Source organism: Gordonia malaquae (assembly GCF_037148075.1).
Lineage (GTDB): Bacteria > Actinomycetota > Actinomycetes > Mycobacteriales > Mycobacteriaceae > Gordonia > Gordonia malaquae.
In genome coordinates this window covers 779,423-796,290 of the sequence record NZ_JBBCUB010000002.1, presented here as the reverse complement: position 1 = coordinate 796,290, position 16,868 = coordinate 779,423, and the positions used below count along the sequence as shown (strand labels likewise).

The window sequence follows — 16,868 nt, the reverse complement described above, 5'->3', positions numbered from 1 at the left end:
CCGTGACGAACTCCGACCAGAGCGCCAGCCTGCCCAAGTCATGGGACCCTTCCGAGCATGAAGCGGGCCTGTACGAGCGGTGGGTAGACGCCGGATACTTCGAAGCCGACGCGTCGAGTGACAAGCCCGGCTACTCGATCGTCCTGCCTCCGCCGAATGTGACCGGCTCGCTGCACATGGGCCATGCGCTCGACCACACCCTGATGGACACTCTGACGCGCCGCAAGCGCATGCAGGGTTTCGAGGTGCTGTGGCTGCCCGGCATGGATCATGCGGGCATCGCGACGCAGACCATCGTCGAGAAGCAGCTGGCGGCCGAAGGCACGTCCCGCGAGGAGCTCGGGCGCGAGGCCTTCATCGAGCGCGTCTGGAAGTGGAAGGCCGAATCGGGCGGCATGATCCAGGGCCAGATGCGTCGACTCGGCGAGGGCGTCGACTGGAACCGTGACCGGTTCACCATGGACGAGGGTCTGTCCCGCGCCGTCCAGACGATCTTCAAGAAGCTCTACGACGACGGTCTGATCTACCGCGCCGAGCGGCTGGTCAACTGGTCGCCCGCACAGCAGACCGCCATCTCCGACATCGAGGTCAAGTACAAGGACGTCGACGGTGAGCTCGTCTCATTCCGCTACGGTTCGCTCGACGACGCAGAGCCGCACATCGTCGTCGCCACCACCCGTATGGAGACGATGCTCGGCGACACCGCGATCGCCGTCCATCCCGACGACGAGCGGTACAAGGCACTGATCGGTGTCGAGCTCGACCACCCGTTCCTCGACCGCAAGATCCCGGTGATCGCCGACGACTACGTCGATCCTGAATTCGGTTCCGGCGCAGTCAAGATCACCCCTGCCCACGACCCGAACGACTTCGCGATCGGGCAGCGCCACAACCTGCCGATGATCACGATCATGGACAAGACCGCCGTCGTGGAGGGCACCGGAACGCAGTTCGACGGTCTCGACCGTTTCGCGGCGCGCGTCGCCGTCCGGGAGGCCCTCGCCGAGCAGGGACGCATCGTCAAGGAGGTGCGCCCGTACTCGCACAGCGTCGGCCATTCCGAACGCGCCGGCGAGCCGATCGAACCTCGCCTGTCGATGCAGTGGTGGGTCGACGTGTCGTCACTGGCCAAGGCCGCGGGTGACGCAGTCCGTGACGGCGACACCGTGATCCACCCCAAGAGCCAGGAACCGCGCTGGTTCGACTGGGTCGACGACATGCACGACTGGACCATCTCCCGTCAGCTCTGGTGGGGCCACCGCATCCCGATCTGGTACGGCCCGAACGGCGAAGTCGAGTGCTTCGGCCCCGACGAGACCGCACCCGAGGGCTGGGAGCAAGACCCCGACGTCCTCGACACCTGGTTCAGCTCCGGACTGTGGCCGTTCTCGACGATGGGCTGGCCCGAGCAGACTGCCGATCTCGACAAGTTCTACCCGACATCGGTCCTGGTCACCGGCTACGACATCCTGTTCTTCTGGGTCGCCCGCATGATGATGTTCGGAACCTACGTCTCGAACCTCGACCTCGGCGGCCTGCAGGGGCGCACCGCTGCAGTTCCGTTCCGCGACGTCTTCCTGCACGGACTCGTCCGTGACGAACGCGGTCAGAAGATGAGCAAGTCGAAGGGCAACGGCATCGACCCGCTCGACTGGATCGACCGCTTCGGCGCCGACGCCCTGCGCTTCACACTCGCGCGCGGCGCGAACCCGGGCAGCGACATCTCGGTCGGCGAGTCGCATGCGCAGAGCTCACGCAACTTCGCCACCAAACTGTTCAACGCCACCAAGTTCGCCATGATGAACGGTGCACGCCTGGGTGATCTGCCGGCCGCAGACGACCTCACCGTCGCCGACCGCTGGATCCTCGGCCGACTCGACCAGGTGCTGGCCGACGTCGACGCAGGCTTCGAGACGTACGAGTTCTCGAAGGCCTGTGAGGCGCTCTACCACTTCGCGTGGGACGAGGTCTGCGACTGGTACCTCGAGCTGTCGAAGGTTCAGGTCGCCGAGGGCGGCGCCCGCGCCGACGCCACCGCGCTTGTCCTCGGGACCATCCTCGACAAGCTGCTGCGTGCGCTGCACCCGGTGATGCCGTTCGTCACCGAAGTCCTCTGGACCACGCTGACCGGCGGCGAGTCCGTCGTGATCGCCGAATGGCCCACACCGTCGGGGGCGCCCGCGGACCCGACCGCGGCACAGCAGATCGACGACCTCCAGAAGCTCATCACCGAAGTGCGACGGTTCCGCAGCGATCAGGGGCTCAACCCGGGACAGCGAGTCGCCGCCACCGTCGAGGGCCTCGACGCACTCGGATTGGACACCCTGCGCGGACAACTAGACTCGCTCGCACGGCTCGAGACCGCGGGTGACGACTTCGCGGCGACAGCGACCGTTGAAGTCCGCCTCTCGGGCGGCACTGCCACCGTCGCGATCGACACCTCCGGGACAGTCGACATCGAGGCCGAGCGCAAGCGCGCGGCGAAGGACCTCGCCGCGGCCGAGAAGGAACTCGCGGGCACCACCGGGAAGCTCGGCAATGAGCAATTCCTGTCCAAGGCGCCCGACGCCGTCGTCGACAAGATCAAGGCCCGCCAGGCCCTCGCACAGGAGGACATCGCCCGTCTGAAGGCCAAGCTCGAGGCGCTGGGCGCCTGATGGCTCCCAGCCCGGAGGACCTCGCCGAACTCGCGGCGGTCGAGGCCGAACTCGACACCCGGTGGCCCGAGACCAAGATCGAGCCGTCGCTCACGCGGATCAACCTGCTGCTCGAGTTGCTCGGGAACCCGCAGCACGCCTACCCGGCGATCCACATCGCGGGAACCAACGGGAAGACGTCGGTCACGCGGATGATCGACTCTCTGCTGCAGGCGTTCCACCGCCGCACCGGCCGGATCACCAGCCCGCACCTGCAACTGGTGACCGAGCGGATCGCGATCGACGGCACGCCGATCTCGCCGAGGCTCTACGTGGACACCTACCGCGAACTGGAGCCGTTCATCACGATGGTCGACGACTCGTCGACCGCGCAGGGCGGCCCGCGCATGAGTAAGTTCGAAGTCCTCACCGCGATGGCCTACGCCGCATTCGCCGAGGCTCCGATCGAGGTGGCCGTCGTCGAGACGGGCATGGGGGGACGCTGGGACGCCACCAACGTGATCGACTCCAAAGTCGCGGTGATCACGCCGATCGCGATGGACCACGCCGACTACCTCGGTGACACGCTCACGGCCATCGCGGGGGAGAAGGCGGGGATCATCAAACCCGGCCCGACCGACGCCGTGGTCCCGAGTGATCCGGTCACGGTCATCGGACCGCAGGAACCCGAGGTGGCCGACGTGCTGCTGCGAGCGAGTGTGGAGGCCGGGACCATCGTCGCGCGGCAGAACTCCGAGTTCGCGGTGCTCGACTCGGCGACCGCCGTCGGCGGCCAGCTGCTGCGGATCCAAGGTCTCGGCGGCGTGTACGACGAGGTGTTCCTCCCGCTGCACGGTGCCCACCAGGCGCAGAATGCCGCCCTCGCGCTGGCCGCAGTCGAGGCGTTCTTCGGCGCCGGCGCCGACCGTCAACTCGACGTCGACACCGTGCGCGAAGCATTCGCCGAAGTCCGGACCCCCGGACGGCTCGAACGGCTGCGTAACGCGCCGAGCGTCTTCATCGACGCCGCACACAACCCACACGGTGCACGCGCACTGGCCCAAGCACTGGTGTCGGAGTTCGACTTCCGCCGCCTCGTAGGCGTGATCGGCGTGCTCGGCGACAAGGACGCGCGCGGACTGCTCACCGAGCTGGAACCGGTGCTCGATGCCGTCGTCCTCACCAACAACGGTTCACCGCGAGCCCTCGACACCGACTCCCTCTACGACCTCGCGCTGCCCATTTTCGGAGACGAACGACTGAGCGTGGAACCGTTCTTGCCCGACGCCGTCGAGGCGGCGATCGCCCTCGCGGAGGACGGTGAGACCGGGACCGTTTCCGGTGCGGGCGTCATCATCACCGGATCGGTCGTCACTGCGGGCGCCGGTCGCACACTGTTTGCGAAGGACCCGTCATGACCGACGAGAACACTCCGGCGGTCAACCCGCCCGCCACCGATCCGTGGAAGGGATTCCGCGGTGTGATGGCCGGAACGCTGATCCTCGAAGTGATCGTGATTCTGCTCGCGTTCCCGATCATCGCCAAGATCGGCGGTGGTCTCGGGTGGGGCTCGGGCCTGTACCTCGGTGCGATGGCCCTCGCTCACGTGCTGATGTCGGGCATGTGCGCGCGGTCGTGGGCACTCCCGGCGATCCTGGTGCTCCAGGTGGCTCTCATCGCAGGCGGACTGTTTCACTGGTCGATCGCTGTGATCGGAGTGATCTTCCTCTGTGTGTGGGTGTACATCGCCTACATCCGGCGTGACGTGGCACTGCGTATCGAACGAGGCCTGCTGCCCAGCCAACGCGCGTAGTCCGATCGAGCGAATCCGTCCGTTACACTCCTAGGCAGTAGCGTCGATCACTCCGAGATCGACCGGAAGGATTGCATGCGTTCGTCTCATCTCGTGTCGGCACTGATGGCTGCGGTCGCGGTCCCGTTGTTCATCGCGCCGCTCGCTCATGCGGGGCCCTCGTCGACTGTTCCGTCGCCGACGACGCCTCCGTCGGACGGCTTCGACCCGTCGATGGTGAAGCCTGGTCTGCCGATGCCCGTGCCCGAGGGCTCCTTCGGTTACATCGCGACGCGTGGTGCCACCAAGTGGATGGATGATCGTCAGCCGGGTGCGCTCGTTCGCAGTCTTCCGGTGCCGCCCGCTTTCCGCGAGGCGAACAGTGCGATGGGCAAGATCATCGACGCCGAGCTCGACGCGGCGATGGCCAAGCCGGGCGCCTGCGTCCAGATCATCGTCACGCCGCACTCCAAGTCGGGCCTGTTCAGCTACGGATTCTTCGCGGTCGAGCCCGAGTACTGTCCCAGCTGACGCGGCGTATCCGCCCAGTGGTCGTTACAGTGTGCTGGTGACTGAACAGACTCTCGTCCTCATCAAGCCCGACGGCGTGCAGCGCGGTGTCATCGGTGAAGTGATCTCCCGCATCGAACGCAAAGGCCTGACCCTGGCCGCGCTCGAACTGCGCACCGTCACCACCGAGATCGCCAGCGAGCACTACGCAGAGCACGCCGAACGCCCGTTCTTCGGTTCGCTGCTCGAATTCATCACCTCCGGCCCCGTGGTCGCACTCGTCGTGGAAGGCCCCCGCGCCATCGCGGCATTCCGTCAGCTCGCGGGCGGAACGGATCCCGTCGAGAAGGCCACACCGGGTACCATCCGCGGCGACTTCGGCCTCGAGACCCAGTTCAACCTGGTTCACGGCTCCGACTCGCCCGAGTCTGCCGCACGTGAGATCGGTCTCTGGTTCCCGTCGCTCAACTCCTGATCTGACACCCTCGCGCTGCGGCGCGCGGGGGCACTTTTCCAGGCTGTGCGGGTTCTGCCCGGCACGTGTGGGATACTTGTTGTAGTTCACGGCGTCACACTTTGACGCCGAGGGCTCGGCGGATGCACCGCCACAGCAAGGCGTCGAGAACGACGCGAAGACCACACAACACCCGGTCGCATCGACCGGCACACATTGGGAAGGCCCTCGCGTGGCCGCGTCGTGAGAAGTCCACACGCCCGACGCGCCCGGGGGTCTCGAGGAGACCACGTGACCGACAACGGGTCGCCGGTGAACGCCGACAAGGCGGATTTCACGGCGGAACATTTTCCCCTTCGACTCCGCGTGCACGCACTCGCCCGGATGCTGGAATCCACCAGCCGGGACGTGCTCGCGCACTTGGGTGAGTTGGGGGTGACGGCGCGCACCGCGCAGTCGTCCATCTCACGCGATGACGCGTACGCCGTCGCACAGCGTCTGGGCGCCACCGCGCCCGACGCCTCCAGCGATTCCGCAGCTCCCGCGGCAGAGCCGTCAGCCTCACTGTTCTCTGCAGTCGAGGTCGTCGAGCCGACCGCGCCCGCCGCCGCCGGCGACGCCGGAGCTCCGTTGTTCTTGTCGGCAGACACACCTGCGGGCGACAAGCCTGCCAAGAAGTCGCCTGCACGCAAGGCCGCTGCCCGTAAGACCAAGAAAGCCGACGCAGAGTCCGTCGCCGACGACCGTCACGCTGACGATCCGACGGCCGATGAGAAGTCTGACGACAAGAAGTCCGACGAGAAGAAGTCGACCCGCAAGGCTGCGAAGAAGGCCGACGACGCCGCGCCTGCGAAGAAGAAGAGCGCCAAGAAGTCCGGCAAGAAGGCCAAGGCCGCAGACTCCGACGACACCGCTGATGCGCCGGTCGCCGAGATCGCGGAACAGCCGCCGATCGACGGGCCGGCGGAGGAGAAGGGCGACGCTCCGGCGGTCGCCGATACTTCGACCGGCGACGCGCAGGACGCCGACGAGTCCGCCGCCGACGACACGACGAATGCCGACACCGCCCAGGAGATCGATGCCGACGGCGAGTCGCGGTCGCGCCGCCGTCGTCGTGGTCGCCGCGGACGTGGCCGTGGACGCGGCGATCAGCCCGTCGACGAGCAGAACGACAACGCGGAGGCCGCCGACACAGACGGTGCAGGCGACGACGAGGAGCAGGCCGCACCTGACGCTCCCGCAGACACGGAGTCGGAGTCCGCGGACACGTCCGACGACACGGAGACCTCCGAGGCCGACTCCGACGACGACGCCACCGATGACACGACGCCCACCAGCAAGCGTCGTCGTCGTCGCCGCCGCCGTCGCGGTGCCGGTGAGGGTGAGGAGGCGACGTCGTCCGACGACCCGCCGAACACCGTCGTCCACGAGCGTGAGCCGCGCACCAAGCGGGTCCGCGACGAAGTCCAGGGCATCTCCGGGTCCACTCGACTGGAGGCCAAGCGCCAGCGTCGGCGTGACGGACGGGATGCGGGACGTCGTCGTCCGCCGATCCTGACCGAGTCGGAGTTCCTCGCTCGCCGTGAGTCGGTGGAGCGGGTCATGGTGATCCGCGAGCGCGGCGCCAACGCCACCACCGAGGACTACACGCAGGTCGCAGTGCTCGAAGACGGCGTTCTGGTCGAGCACTTCGTCACCACCGAGACGTCGCAGTCGATGGTCGGCAACATCTACCTCGGCCGCGTTCAGAACGTGCTGCCCGGGATGGAGGCAGCATTCGTCGACATCGGTCGTGGCCGCAACGGTGTCCTGTACGCGGGTGAAGTCAACTGGGAAGCGGCGGGCCTCGACGGCCGGTCGCGCAAGATCGAGCAGGCTCTCAAGCCCGGCGACTACGTCCTGGTCCAGGTCAGCAAGGATCCGATCGGACACAAGGGCGCTCGCCTGACGACGCAGATCTCGCTGGCGGGTCGCTACCTGGTGTACGTGCCGGGCGGGACCTCGACCGGTATCAGCCGCAAGCTGCCCGACACTGAGCGCAAGCGTCTCAAGCAGATCCTCTCCAAGCTCGTTCCCGACGAGGCGGGCGTTATCATTCGCACCGCGTCCGAAGGCGTCAGCGCCGAGGAGCTCGCGGCCGACGTCGCGCGGCTGGAATCGCAGTGGAAGGGCATCGAAGCAGCCGCCGCTGAGCACTCGGAGAAGGCGTCCGGCACTCCTCGTGCGCTCTACGAGGAGCCCGACCTGCTGGTCCGCGTGGTCCGCGACCTCTTCAATGAAGACTTCAGCAAGCTCGTCGTCGAAGGCGACAAGGCATGGAACCTGGTGTCCGGGTACGTCAACGACGTCGCCGCCGACTTGTCCGAGCGCGTCGAGGAGTTCACCAAGGCGCATGCCGACGCACCGGACTCGTTCGCGGTGCACCGCATCGACGAACAACTCGCGAAGGCGCTCGACCGCAAGGTGTGGTTGCCCTCGGGCGGCACGCTGATCATCGAGCACACCGAGGCGATGACCGTCGTCGACGTCAACACCGGCAAGTTCACCGGTTCGGGCGGCAACCTCGAGGAGACCGTCACCAGGAACAACCTGGAGGCGGCCGAGGAGATCGTCCGGCAGATGCGTCTGCGCGACATCGGCGGGATGATCATCGTCGACTTCATCGACATGGTCCTCGAGTCGAACCGCGATCTCGTGCTGCGGCGTCTCACCGAGGCGCTGGCTCGTGACCGCACGCGTCACCAGGTGTCGGAAGTGACGTCCCTGGGGCTGGTGCAGATGACCCGCAAGCGTCTCGGAACCGGTTTGCTCGAGGCGTTCTCCACCACCTGCACCGCGTGTGCCGGTCGAGGAGTGATCGTTCACGCCAACCCGGTCGAGGTGCGTCCGGCGTCGTCCGACGACGCGTCGCGCGGCGATTCGAGCAGCCGACGGTCGCGTCGTAAGAAGGGCCGCGCCGACGCCGCTCCGGAGACGAAGCCGGAATCGGCCGCGCCGACGCAGCAGCCCAAGGCGCCGCACAAGCCGGCTGCGGAGCATCCGTTGTTCCGGACCATGGCTCACCACGACGACGAGCACGCTCACGATCACGGCGACGACCACGCCGTCGTCGATCAGCCGGTGGACGTCGCTCCGGCTGCGGTCGAAGAGAAGGCAGAGGCCGCTGTCGAGGTTGTGGCGGCCGAGACGGCTGTCGAGGCGACTCCGGAAGCTGCGCCCGTCGTCGATGAAGCCCCTGTCGCCGACACGGCTCCGGCCGTCGGCGTCGTCAGGCGTCGTCGCCGTGCGGTCCGCCGTCCGTCGGCGCCCACCGCGGTCGCCCCGGAGGCGATCACCGTGAGCAGCGAGGAACCGCCGGTCACCACCGTCGCGCCGCAGGCCTCCGAGCCTGTCGTGTCGGTCACCCGGACCCCGCGCAGGCGTACCGGTCGACGTGCGGCGGGGCCTCCGCCGAGCGGCGACTGACACGCCGACGGGATGAGTTTGACCTGATAGGGAGCGCTACCGTAACCTTAACAGGTCGCATCCCCCAGACGCGCGCTGACGCGCGCGCTGGAGAGGAAATGCTCCGAGGACGGATCCCCGGAGCGTGCAGCACCACAGATTCGCTGGAGCGCAGGAATGGCCTGCGACTTCGGCCCGATGAGACAAGTTAGAGGACAGCGGGAATGGCTACGTACGCGATCGTCAAGACCGGCGGTAAGCAGTACAAGGTCGCCGAAGGCGACATTGTGAAGGTTGAGAAGATCGACGCCGCTCAGGGCAGCAGCGTTGATCTGCCGGTGGCGCTGGTCGTCGATGGTGCGAACCTCACCACCGATGCGGACAAGCTCGCCAAGGTGTCGGTCGCAGCCGAGATCCTCGAGCACGTCAAGGGTCCGAAGATCCGCATCCACAAGTTCAAGAACAAGACCGGCTACCACAAGCGCCAGGGTCACCGTCAGAACCTGACGGTCCTCAAGGTCACCGGTATCAAGTAAGCAACGCACTTTTCTTTCAGGAGGAATGAACCATGGCACATAAGAAGGGTGCATCCAGCTCGCGCAACGGTCGCGATTCGAATGCCCAGCGACTCGGTGTGAAGCGCTTCGGCGGCCAGCAGGTCAGCGCAGGCGAGATCCTGATCCGCCAGCGCGGCACCAAGTTCCACCCGGGCGTCAACGTGGGTCGCGGTGGCGACGACACGCTGTTCGCTCTCGAGGCGGGCGCTGTGCAGTTCGGTACCAAGCGCGGCCGCAAGACCGTGAACATCGTCCCGGAGTCGGCCTCGGTCTGACACCAGGTGTTCTGGTAACAAAGCTCTACGCAGGGCGGGTCGGGGTCACTTCAGAACCCTGACCCGCCTTGTGTCATTCGGTGAGGAAGGAGACGAACGTGTCGCGTTTCGTCGACCGCGTCAAGATCGACGTGGTAGCAGGCAACGGCGGACACGGATGTTCGTCTGTGCACCGCGAGAAGTTCAAGCCGCTCGGTGGTCCCGACGGCGGTAACGGTGGCAACGGCGGCGACGTCCGCCTCGTCGTCGACCCTCAGGTGCACACGCTCCTCGACTTCCACTTCCGACCGCACGCACGCGGCACCAACGGCCGACCCGGTCACGGTGACAACCGCAGCGGCGCCAACGGCGACGAACTCGTGCTGCCGGTCCCCGACGGCACCGTCGTACTCGATGACAAGGGCAACATCCTCGCGGACATGGTCGGGGAGGGCACCGAGTTCATCGCCGCACAGGGTGGCCGCGGCGGACTGGGCAACGCGGCTCTGGCGTCGAAGGCTCGCAAGGCTCCTGGTTTTGCTCTGCTGGGCGAGCCCGGCGAGGAACGCGAGCTGATCCTCGAACTGAAGTCGGTGGCCGACGTCGGCCTCGTCGGCTTCCCGTCGGCCGGCAAGTCGTCGCTGGTCTCGGTGCTGTCCGCAGCGAAGCCGAAGATCGCCGACTACCCGTTCACCACGCTCACCCCGAACCTCGGAGTCGTCACGGCGGGTGCCGACGTGTTCACCGTCGCCGACGTCCCGGGTCTGATCCCCGGAGCGTCGGAGGGACGCGGTCTCGGTCTGGAGTTCCTCCGGCACCTCGAGCGCTGCGCCGTCTTGGCGCACGTCGTCGACTGCGCGACCCTCGACCCGGGGCGCGACCCGCTGTCGGACATCAACGCGCTCGAAGCCGAACTCGCCGCGTACCGACCCGCCCTGGACGCCGACCATTCGCTCGGCGACCTCGCGAGCCGTCCGCGCATCGTCGTCCTGAACAAGGTCGACATCCCCGAGGCGGCGGAGCTCGCGGACCTCGTCGAAGCCGACATCGCCGAGCGCGGCTGGCCCGTCTATCGGATCTCGGCTGTGGCGCACCAGGGGCTGTCGGAGCTGACGTTCGCGCTGGCGGAGATGGTCTCGGACTACCGGGCAAAGAACGCCAAGCCCGTTGCGCGCCGCGCGATCATTCGGCCCAAGGCTGTCGACCAGGGCGAGTTCACCATCGAGGCGGATCCGTCGATCGAAGGCGGCTTCATCGTCCGCGGCGCTCGCCCGGAGCGGTGGATCATCCAGACCCAGTTCGAGAACGACGAGGCCGTCGGCTACCTCGCGGACCGGCTCAATCGCCTCGGTGTGGAGGCGGCGCTGGTCAAGCGCGGCGCCAAGCCGGGAGCGGCGGTCACGATCGCCGGTATGACCTTCGACTGGGAGCCGACCACGCCGACCGGAGACGCTGTCCCGATCACCGGTCGTGGCACCGACATCCGTCTCGAGCGGAACGACCGTGTCGGCGCCGCTGAGCGCAAGGTCGCCAGGAAGGCTCGCCGTGAGCACTCCGACGCAGACAGCGAGCAGGCTCTCGGCTGGGATTCGGACGACCTCGACGATGAGTGACGTTCGGGCCGGGATCGCCGCGGCCCGGAGCATCGTCGTCAAGATCGGGTCGTCGGCCCTGACCGATCTGGAGAGTGGTCTCGACCGCGGTCGTCTGGACGTCCTCGTCGACGCTCTGGAAGCACGGATGCGAGCGGGGTCCGACGTGATCGTCGTCTCGTCCGGAGCGATCGGGGCGGGCATCGCTCCGCTCGGTCTGCGTAAACGACCGACTGATCTCGCGACCAAACAGGCAGCTGCCAGTGTCGGCCAACTCGCGTTGGCGCATGCCTGGGGGACGTCGTTCGCGCGATACGAGCGCGTGGTGGGGCAGGTGCTGCTCACCGCGGACGACATCTCCAACCGTGCGCACCATGCGAACGCCCAGCGGACGCTCGATCGCCTGCGGTCACTGCATGCGGTGGCGGTGGTCAATGAGAACGACACCGTCGCGACGAACGAGATCCGCTTCGGTGACAACGACCGTCTGGCCGCGCTCGTGGCACACCTGGTGTCCGCCGACGCGCTTGTGCTGCTGTCGGATGTCGACGGCCTGTACACGGGGGACCCCCGCAAACCAGGGCCTGACGGGCTGCCCGCGCGTCTCATCGAGCAGGTGGACGGTCCCGACGACCTCGACGGGGTGATCGCCGGGTCGGGTGGCGCCCTCGGCACCGGCGGCATGGCCTCGAAGTTGGCGGCCGCACGTCTGGCCTCGGACTCGGGTGTACCGGTTCTCCTCGCATCCGCCGCCGACGCGGCGGGCGCTCTTCGCGACGCGTCTGTCGGAACAGTGTTCGCCGCACGGCCCGAACGACTTTCCGCGCGACGCTTCTGGGTGCGTCACGCGGCGGAGTCGCATGGCCGGCTCGTGCTCGACGACGGCGCCGTCCAGGCTGTGTGCCTGCGGCGACGGTCACTGCTGGCCGCCGGGGTCACCGAGGCGCACGGGAACTTCTCCAGCGGCGACGTCGTCGACCTCGTCGACCTCACGGGCGCCGTTCGAGGTCGGGGAGTGGTGGCGTACGACGCAGACGACGTCGCGCGGATGATCGGACGGTCGACGGACGAGTTGCCCGGTGACCTTCAACGTCCGATCATCCACGCGGACGATCTAGTTCCTGCTTGACCTTTCGACTCGCAGGCTCGCTCAAGGAGCAGAAACTACTGCTCGCTGACCTAGCAAAAGCGTGCTACTGTTCGTTGAGCGAGCGAAGCGAGTCGAAGCGTCGTCGCCTAAGCGCGGTGACGACCCGCGAGCTCACCTTCGGGCGCGGGCGCCGGCACCTCGACGAGCGGGTAGACGCCGTTCTCGTCGTGGACCTCGGTGCCCACGACGGGCGGGTTGAACACGCACAGCATCCGCATCTGCTCGTCAACGGACACGGTGTGCCGCTCGTTGCCGTTAAGCAGGTACATGCTGCCGGGGCCGAGCGGGTACGTCTTGCCGGTCTCCCGATCGAGAAGTGTGCCCGACCCCTCGATGAGCCAGACGGCCTCGACGTGGTTCGCGTAGTGGAACTCGTTGATCGAACCGGCCTTGATGGTCGTCTCGTGGAACGAGAACCCCACCATGTCGCCGCCGAGGACGATGCGCTTGGAGACCCAGTTGCCCTTCGGGTCGGCGACTTCGCGGTCGGTGCCGGTGATTTCAGCGGTGGTGCGGACGATCATCCGAGTACCTCCTCGACTGCTGCGGACAGAATGGTGAGACCTTCGCTCAGTTCGGCGTCGGTGATCGTCAACGCCGGAAGCAGCTTGACGACTTCACTGGACGGGCCGGACGTCTCGGCGAGCAGTCCGCGTTCGAATGCCTTGGCGCACACCTCATCTGCCTTCGGTGCGTCGGCGAACACGAGACCTTGGACCATGCCGCGTCCACGGTGGCTGAGGCCGTCGAAGCGCTCGCACAGATCGTCGAAATGCTCGGAGATCGCGATGCCCTTCGCTTTGGTGGCGATCGTCAGCTTGTCGTCTGACCAGTAGTGATCGATCGCAGCCTTCGCCGTGACGAACGCCGGGTTGTTGCCGCGGAACGTTCCGTTGTGCTCACCGGGCTCCCACACGTCGAGCTCGGGGCGGATCAGGGTGAGCGCCATCGGCAGTCCGTAGCCGCCGATCGACTTCGACAGCGTGACGATGTCGGGGACGATGCCGGCTTCCTCGAAGGAGAAGAACTCACCGGTACGACCACAACCCATCTGGACGTCGTCGACGATGAGGAGCATGTCCTGGCGCTTGCAGAGGTCGGCGAGGCCGCGCAGCCACTCGGCGCGTGCGACGTTCACGCCGCCCTCGCCCTGGACGGTCTCGACGATGACGGCGGCAGGCTTGTTCAGTCCGCTGCCCTCGTCGTTGAGGACTCGCTCGAACCATGCGAAGTCTTCAGTGGCGCCACCCATGTAGTTGTCGAACGGCATCGGGGTGGAATGAACGAGCGGGATGCCCGCGCCTGCGCGCTTCATCGCGTTGCCCGTGACCGACAGCGAGCCGAGCGTCATGCCGTGGAAGGCGTTGGTGAAGTTGACGATCGCTTCGCGCCCGGTCACCTTGCGGGCGAGCTTGAGCGCCGACTCGACGGCGTTGGTGCCGGTCGGGCCGGGGAACTGGACCACGTAGTCCAGTCCGCGGGGCTTGAGGATCTTCTCCGCGAACGTCGAGAGGAACGCACCCTTGGCGCGCGTGTTCATGTCGAGTGCGTGTGTGATGCCGTCGCGCTCGATGTAGTCGAGCAGCGCGGACTTGAGGAGCGGGTTGTTGTGCCCGTAGTTCAGGGCGCCTGCGCCTGCGAAGAAGTCGAGGTAGCTGCGTCCGTCGACGTCTACGAGTCGAGAGCCGACGGCGGTGTCGAAGAGGGCAGGCCAATCACGGCAGTAAGAGCGGACTTGAGATTCGTGCTTGGTGAAAGTGTCGTCGCCGCGTGCTGTGTGCATCGTCGTCATTTGTTTAGGTTCCTTACGGATTTGTCGGCGTCATGCCGGCGAGAGCCGGTACAGGTCTTCCGGCTCGTGCGAGTCGCCGAAGAGTTCGGCCTCGAGAAAGGGCTCGCGTGTGAACTGCAAGCCCAGCGATCGGGCGACCCCGGAGAACAAGCGCTGAGAAGCGTCGTTGTCGGGGCTGATCGTGGTGTGGATCGCGGAGACCCCTGATCGGCTGAACAGTTCGCGGAGCATCGTGCCCGCGATCTGCTTGCCGCGTTGATCGGCGTCTACCGCCACCTGCCACACCATGAGGACATCGGAGGCGTCTGGCCTGCGATATCCGGTGATGAAGCCGACGGGCCTTCCGTCGACTTCGGCGATGATCGACGTGTCGGCGAAGTCGACGGCCCACAAGACATAGGCGTAGCTCGAGTTCACGTCGAGGACCTGCGAGTCGCGGGCTATCTGCCACATCCGCAGGCCGTCGGTGGCCCGGGGCCGCCGGTAGGCGACACCGCTGCGCTCATTGATTTGGATCGCGCTGAGTTCCGGGTTCATGACGTGACCGAGGCTAACGAGGGGCCTTGGCGATGTCACCCGATCAGGCCACGCGACGCCGATATGTCGGGCCTTTGTGCAGTTCACAGCTTTGCTGTGGGATAAATCACAGTAACGTCGTGGCGGCCGTCAGCGACGGCAGAATCACCTCGCATCGGTGATCGATCTTGAGTGTCGCAAAACGGTCCCCACGGGTGCCTCCGCGGTTCACGATCACCACCGGAATCCCGGATTGCGCGGCGTGGCGTACAAACCGGAGCCCGGACATGACGGTGAGCGACGACCCGGCCACCAGCATCGCCTCGGCGGCGTCGACCATCGCGAATGCGCGATCGGTGACCGGCCGGGGGACTGTCTCTCCGAAGTAGACGATGTCGGGCTTGAGGACGCCGCCACAGTTCTCGCAGTCGACCATCACGAAGTCGGCGGTGTCGTGCAGGACGGCGTCCGCATCGGGCGCCACTTCGATCGCGCCACGACTGCGGACCCTGTCGGCGAAGTCGGGATTCACGGCGTCGAGCCTGTCTGCCAGCGTGTATCTCGACAGCAGGTTCCCGCAGTCCAAGCAGATCACTCGGCCGTACGAGCCGTGAAGGTCGAGAGTCGGAACGCTCCCGGCTTTGAGGTGCAGCATGTCGACGTTCTGGGTGATCACTCCCGTCATGGATCCGTCACGCTGCATCCGGGCGATCGCATGATGGGCAGAGTTCGGCCGTGCGGCGTCCATGTGGCGCCAGCCGAGATGGTTGCGCGCCCAGTAGTGCCTGCGGAAGTCGGGGGAGGAGAGGAACTGGCCGATCGTCATCGGATTCCGGACCGGCGACCCGGGGCTTCGATAGTCGGGGATTCCGGACGGGGTGGAGATCCCGGCGCCGGTGAGGACAACAGTGCGGCGTCCATCGAGGATCTGAGCGGCATGAACTGCCGCGGCATGAGGATCTGGGTCTGCTGTGGTCGGCGGGGCCGGCGACCAGGCGTTGACGCGCGTACGCATGCCACGACGATACGATGGTTAACCGATATGACCAGGATCATCGCCGGAGAGTTCCGCGGCCGCCGACTCAGTGTTCCCGCCGACACCACCAGGCCCACGTCCGACAGGGTGCGCGAGGCCGTGTTCTCCATGCTCGGCGCGCGTCTCGACCTCGACGGGCTGCGAGTGGCCGACCTCTACGCAGGCACCGGTGCGCTCGGGCTCGAGGCGGTCTCGCGGGGAGCGGCGTCTGCGGTGCTGGTGGAGGCCGACCGTCGCGCGGCGAAGATCGTTCGCGACAACATCGCCACGTGCCGTGCCGGTGGGCGGGCGCGGGTCGTCGACCGAACCGTTGAATCATTCCTCTCGGCTGCCGCCGGGCCGTTTGATCTCGTCTTCCTCGATCCCCCGTACGACGTGACGACGGCCGACGTCGACGCGGTCTTGGCTTTGTTGCTTCCGGCGTTGGCCGACGACGCATGGGTTCTGGTGGAGCGCGGGGCTCGCACGGATCCGATCACCTGGCCGGACGGGCTCGACGAGGTCTCGACGAAGAAGTACGGCGACTCGGTGGTGCATCTCGCGGCACGATGATGCCGTCGGCGACCCTGCGCCCGGTAGATTCGGCGGCATGAGCGCCGCTGTCTGCCCCGGTTCGTACGATCCCTTCACTCTCGGTCACCGATTCGTCGTCGAGCGCACCGCCGCCCGTTTCGATCGAGTGGTCGTCGCCGTTGTGGTCAATCCCAACAAGCAGGGGATGTTCTCGATCGACGAGCGGATCGAGCTGATCCGTGAGGACTGCGCCGATCTGCCGAACGTCGAAGTCCGCAGCTGGTCGGGGTTGTTGGTGGATCTCGTGCGCGACGACGATCTTCCGACCATCGTCAAGGGCCTGCGGTCGGAGACCGACTTCGCATACGAGACGCCCATGGCGCAGATGAATCGTGAACTCGCCGATGCCGAGACCCTCTTCATGCTCACCGATCCCCGTTTTGCGCACGTCTCCAGCTCGCTGGTGAAGGAGGTCGCCAAGCTCGGCGGCGACGTCACGCCCTACCTCGCTCCACACATCCACCGTGCGCTCGCCGACAAACTCGCCGGTGCCCGCTCCATCTGACGAGCCACGACACGACACGCCGACCTCACCTCCTGAATCACAGTCGCAACATTCGGC

General features: G+C 66.7%; 16 protein-coding genes. 12 read left to right on the top strand and 4 right to left on the bottom strand.

Translation table 11 applies throughout. The features are described 5' to 3' along the window. The first annotated feature begins 2 nt into the window (after positions 1-2). The 10 genes from WFK36_RS10830 (at position 3) to proB (ending at position 12,368) form a co-directional block, all read left to right on the top strand. A complete protein-coding gene (locus WFK36_RS10830) occupies positions 3-2,657 on the top strand; it encodes a valine--tRNA ligase (RefSeq protein ID WP_336791629.1) in 2,655 nt (884 codons plus the stop codon). Further along, positions 2,657-4,054, top strand: coding sequence for a bifunctional tetrahydrofolate synthase/dihydrofolate synthase (gene folC / locus WFK36_RS10825; RefSeq protein WP_336791628.1), 1,398 nt, complete (start codon positions 2,657-2,659; stop codon positions 4,052-4,054). The genes WFK36_RS10830 and folC overlap by 1 nt, the downstream gene beginning before the upstream one ends. Beyond that, positions 4,051-4,449 (top strand): DUF4233 domain-containing protein, encoded by a 399-nt coding sequence (locus WFK36_RS10820; RefSeq protein WP_336791627.1) that lies wholly within the window; start codon positions 4,051-4,053, stop codon positions 4,447-4,449. The genes folC and WFK36_RS10820 overlap by 4 nt, the downstream gene beginning before the upstream one ends. A gap of 75 nt (positions 4,450-4,524) precedes the next feature. Continuing rightward, the gene (locus WFK36_RS10815) at positions 4,525-4,959 is read left to right on the top strand and encodes a hypothetical protein (RefSeq protein ID WP_336791626.1); all 435 of its coding nucleotides are present in this window, start codon (positions 4,525-4,527) and stop codon (positions 4,957-4,959) included. A 37-nt stretch (positions 4,960-4,996) separates the two neighbouring features. Further along, positions 4,997-5,413, top strand: coding sequence for a nucleoside-diphosphate kinase (ndk, locus tag WFK36_RS10810; RefSeq protein ID WP_040519809.1), 417 nt, complete (start codon positions 4,997-4,999; stop codon positions 5,411-5,413). Positions 5,414-5,683: 270 nt separating this feature from the next. Continuing rightward, positions 5,684-8,857, top strand: a complete 3,174-nt coding sequence (locus WFK36_RS10805) for an Rne/Rng family ribonuclease (RefSeq protein WP_336791625.1) — start codon at positions 5,684-5,686, stop codon at positions 8,855-8,857. A 203-nt stretch (positions 8,858-9,060) separates the two neighbouring features. Further along, a complete protein-coding gene (gene rplU, locus WFK36_RS10800) occupies positions 9,061-9,372 on the top strand; it encodes a 50S ribosomal protein L21 (protein ID WP_008378366.1) in 312 nt (103 codons plus the stop codon). A gap of 32 nt (positions 9,373-9,404) precedes the next feature. Beyond that, positions 9,405-9,668: a 50S ribosomal protein L27 gene (gene rpmA / locus WFK36_RS10795; RefSeq protein ID WP_008378367.1), complete on the top strand. Its 264-nt coding sequence runs from the start codon at positions 9,405-9,407 to the stop codon at positions 9,666-9,668. A gap of 98 nt (positions 9,669-9,766) precedes the next feature. Continuing rightward, positions 9,767-11,260, top strand: coding sequence for a GTPase ObgE (gene obgE / locus WFK36_RS10790; protein WP_336791624.1), 1,494 nt, complete (start codon positions 9,767-9,769; stop codon positions 11,258-11,260). Continuing rightward, positions 11,253-12,368, top strand: a complete 1,116-nt coding sequence (gene proB, locus WFK36_RS10785) for a glutamate 5-kinase (RefSeq protein WP_008378369.1) — start codon at positions 11,253-11,255, stop codon at positions 12,366-12,368. The genes obgE and proB overlap by 8 nt, the downstream gene beginning before the upstream one ends. A 107-nt stretch (positions 12,369-12,475) precedes the next feature. On the opposite strand, the gene WFK36_RS10780 is transcribed toward proB, so the two are convergent. The 4 genes from WFK36_RS10780 to WFK36_RS10765 all read right to left on the bottom strand — a co-directional run bounded on the left by WFK36_RS10780 (position 12,476) and on the right by WFK36_RS10765 (position 15,712). Then, positions 12,476-12,913: an ectoine synthase gene (locus tag WFK36_RS10780; RefSeq protein ID WP_336791623.1), complete on the bottom strand. Its 438-nt coding sequence runs from the start codon at positions 12,911-12,913 to the stop codon at positions 12,476-12,478. Then, a complete protein-coding gene (gene ectB, locus WFK36_RS10775) occupies positions 12,910-14,181 on the bottom strand; it encodes a diaminobutyrate--2-oxoglutarate transaminase (protein WP_008378371.1) in 1,272 nt (423 codons plus the stop codon). The genes WFK36_RS10780 and ectB overlap by 4 nt, the downstream gene beginning before the upstream one ends. Before the next feature lie 30 nt (positions 14,182-14,211). Continuing rightward, positions 14,212-14,718, bottom strand: a complete 507-nt coding sequence (gene ectA / locus WFK36_RS10770; protein ID WP_336791622.1) for a diaminobutyrate acetyltransferase — start codon at positions 14,716-14,718, stop codon at positions 14,212-14,214. Positions 14,719-14,824: 106 nt separating this feature from the next. After that, entirely contained in the window at positions 14,825-15,712 is an 888-nt protein-coding gene (locus WFK36_RS10765) for a Sir2 family NAD-dependent protein deacetylase (RefSeq protein WP_336791621.1), read from the bottom strand. Positions 15,713-15,739: 27 nt separating this feature from the next. On the opposite strand from WFK36_RS10765, the gene rsmD reads away from it, so the two are divergent. Next, complete coding sequence (gene rsmD / locus WFK36_RS10760) at positions 15,740-16,285, top strand: 16S rRNA (guanine(966)-N(2))-methyltransferase RsmD (protein WP_336791620.1); 546 nt, start codon at positions 15,740-15,742, stop codon at positions 16,283-16,285. A gap of 37 nt (positions 16,286-16,322) precedes the next feature. Further along, entirely contained in the window at positions 16,323-16,811 is a 489-nt protein-coding gene (gene coaD, locus WFK36_RS10755; protein ID WP_336791619.1) for a pantetheine-phosphate adenylyltransferase, read from the top strand. Positions 16,812-16,868 lie beyond the last annotated feature (57 nt).

What these genes read in the sequence shown, in the direction of transcription:
- rsmD (WP_336791620.1), top strand. Translation starts at nt 15,740, where the DNA reads ATGACCAGGATCATCGCCGGAGAGTTCCGCGGCCGCCGACTCAGTGTT.
- WFK36_RS10765 (WP_336791621.1), bottom strand. Translation starts at nt 15,712, where the DNA reads ATGCGTACGCGCGTCAACGCCTGGTCGCCGGCCCCGCCGACCACAGCA.
- ectB (WP_008378371.1), bottom strand. Translation starts at nt 14,181, where the DNA reads ATGACGACGATGCACACAGCACGCGGCGACGACACTTTCACCAAGCAC.
- WFK36_RS10815 (WP_336791626.1), top strand. Translation starts at nt 4,525, where the DNA reads ATGCGTTCGTCTCATCTCGTGTCGGCACTGATGGCTGCGGTCGCGGTC.
- WFK36_RS10780 (WP_336791623.1), bottom strand. Translation starts at nt 12,913, where the DNA reads ATGATCGTCCGCACCACCGCTGAAATCACCGGCACCGACCGCGAAGTC.
- WFK36_RS10820 (WP_336791627.1), top strand. Translation starts at nt 4,051, where the DNA reads ATGACCGACGAGAACACTCCGGCGGTCAACCCGCCCGCCACCGATCCG.
- rplU (WP_008378366.1), top strand. Translation starts at nt 9,061, where the DNA reads ATGGCTACGTACGCGATCGTCAAGACCGGCGGTAAGCAGTACAAGGTC.
- proB (WP_008378369.1), top strand. Translation starts at nt 11,253, where the DNA reads ATGAGTGACGTTCGGGCCGGGATCGCCGCGGCCCGGAGCATCGTCGTC.
- rpmA (WP_008378367.1), top strand. Translation starts at nt 9,405, where the DNA reads ATGGCACATAAGAAGGGTGCATCCAGCTCGCGCAACGGTCGCGATTCG.
- ectA (WP_336791622.1), bottom strand. Translation starts at nt 14,718, where the DNA reads ATGAACCCGGAACTCAGCGCGATCCAAATCAATGAGCGCAGCGGTGTC.
- folC (WP_336791628.1), top strand. Translation starts at nt 2,657, where the DNA reads ATGGCTCCCAGCCCGGAGGACCTCGCCGAACTCGCGGCGGTCGAGGCC.
- coaD (WP_336791619.1), top strand. Translation starts at nt 16,323, where the DNA reads ATGAGCGCCGCTGTCTGCCCCGGTTCGTACGATCCCTTCACTCTCGGT.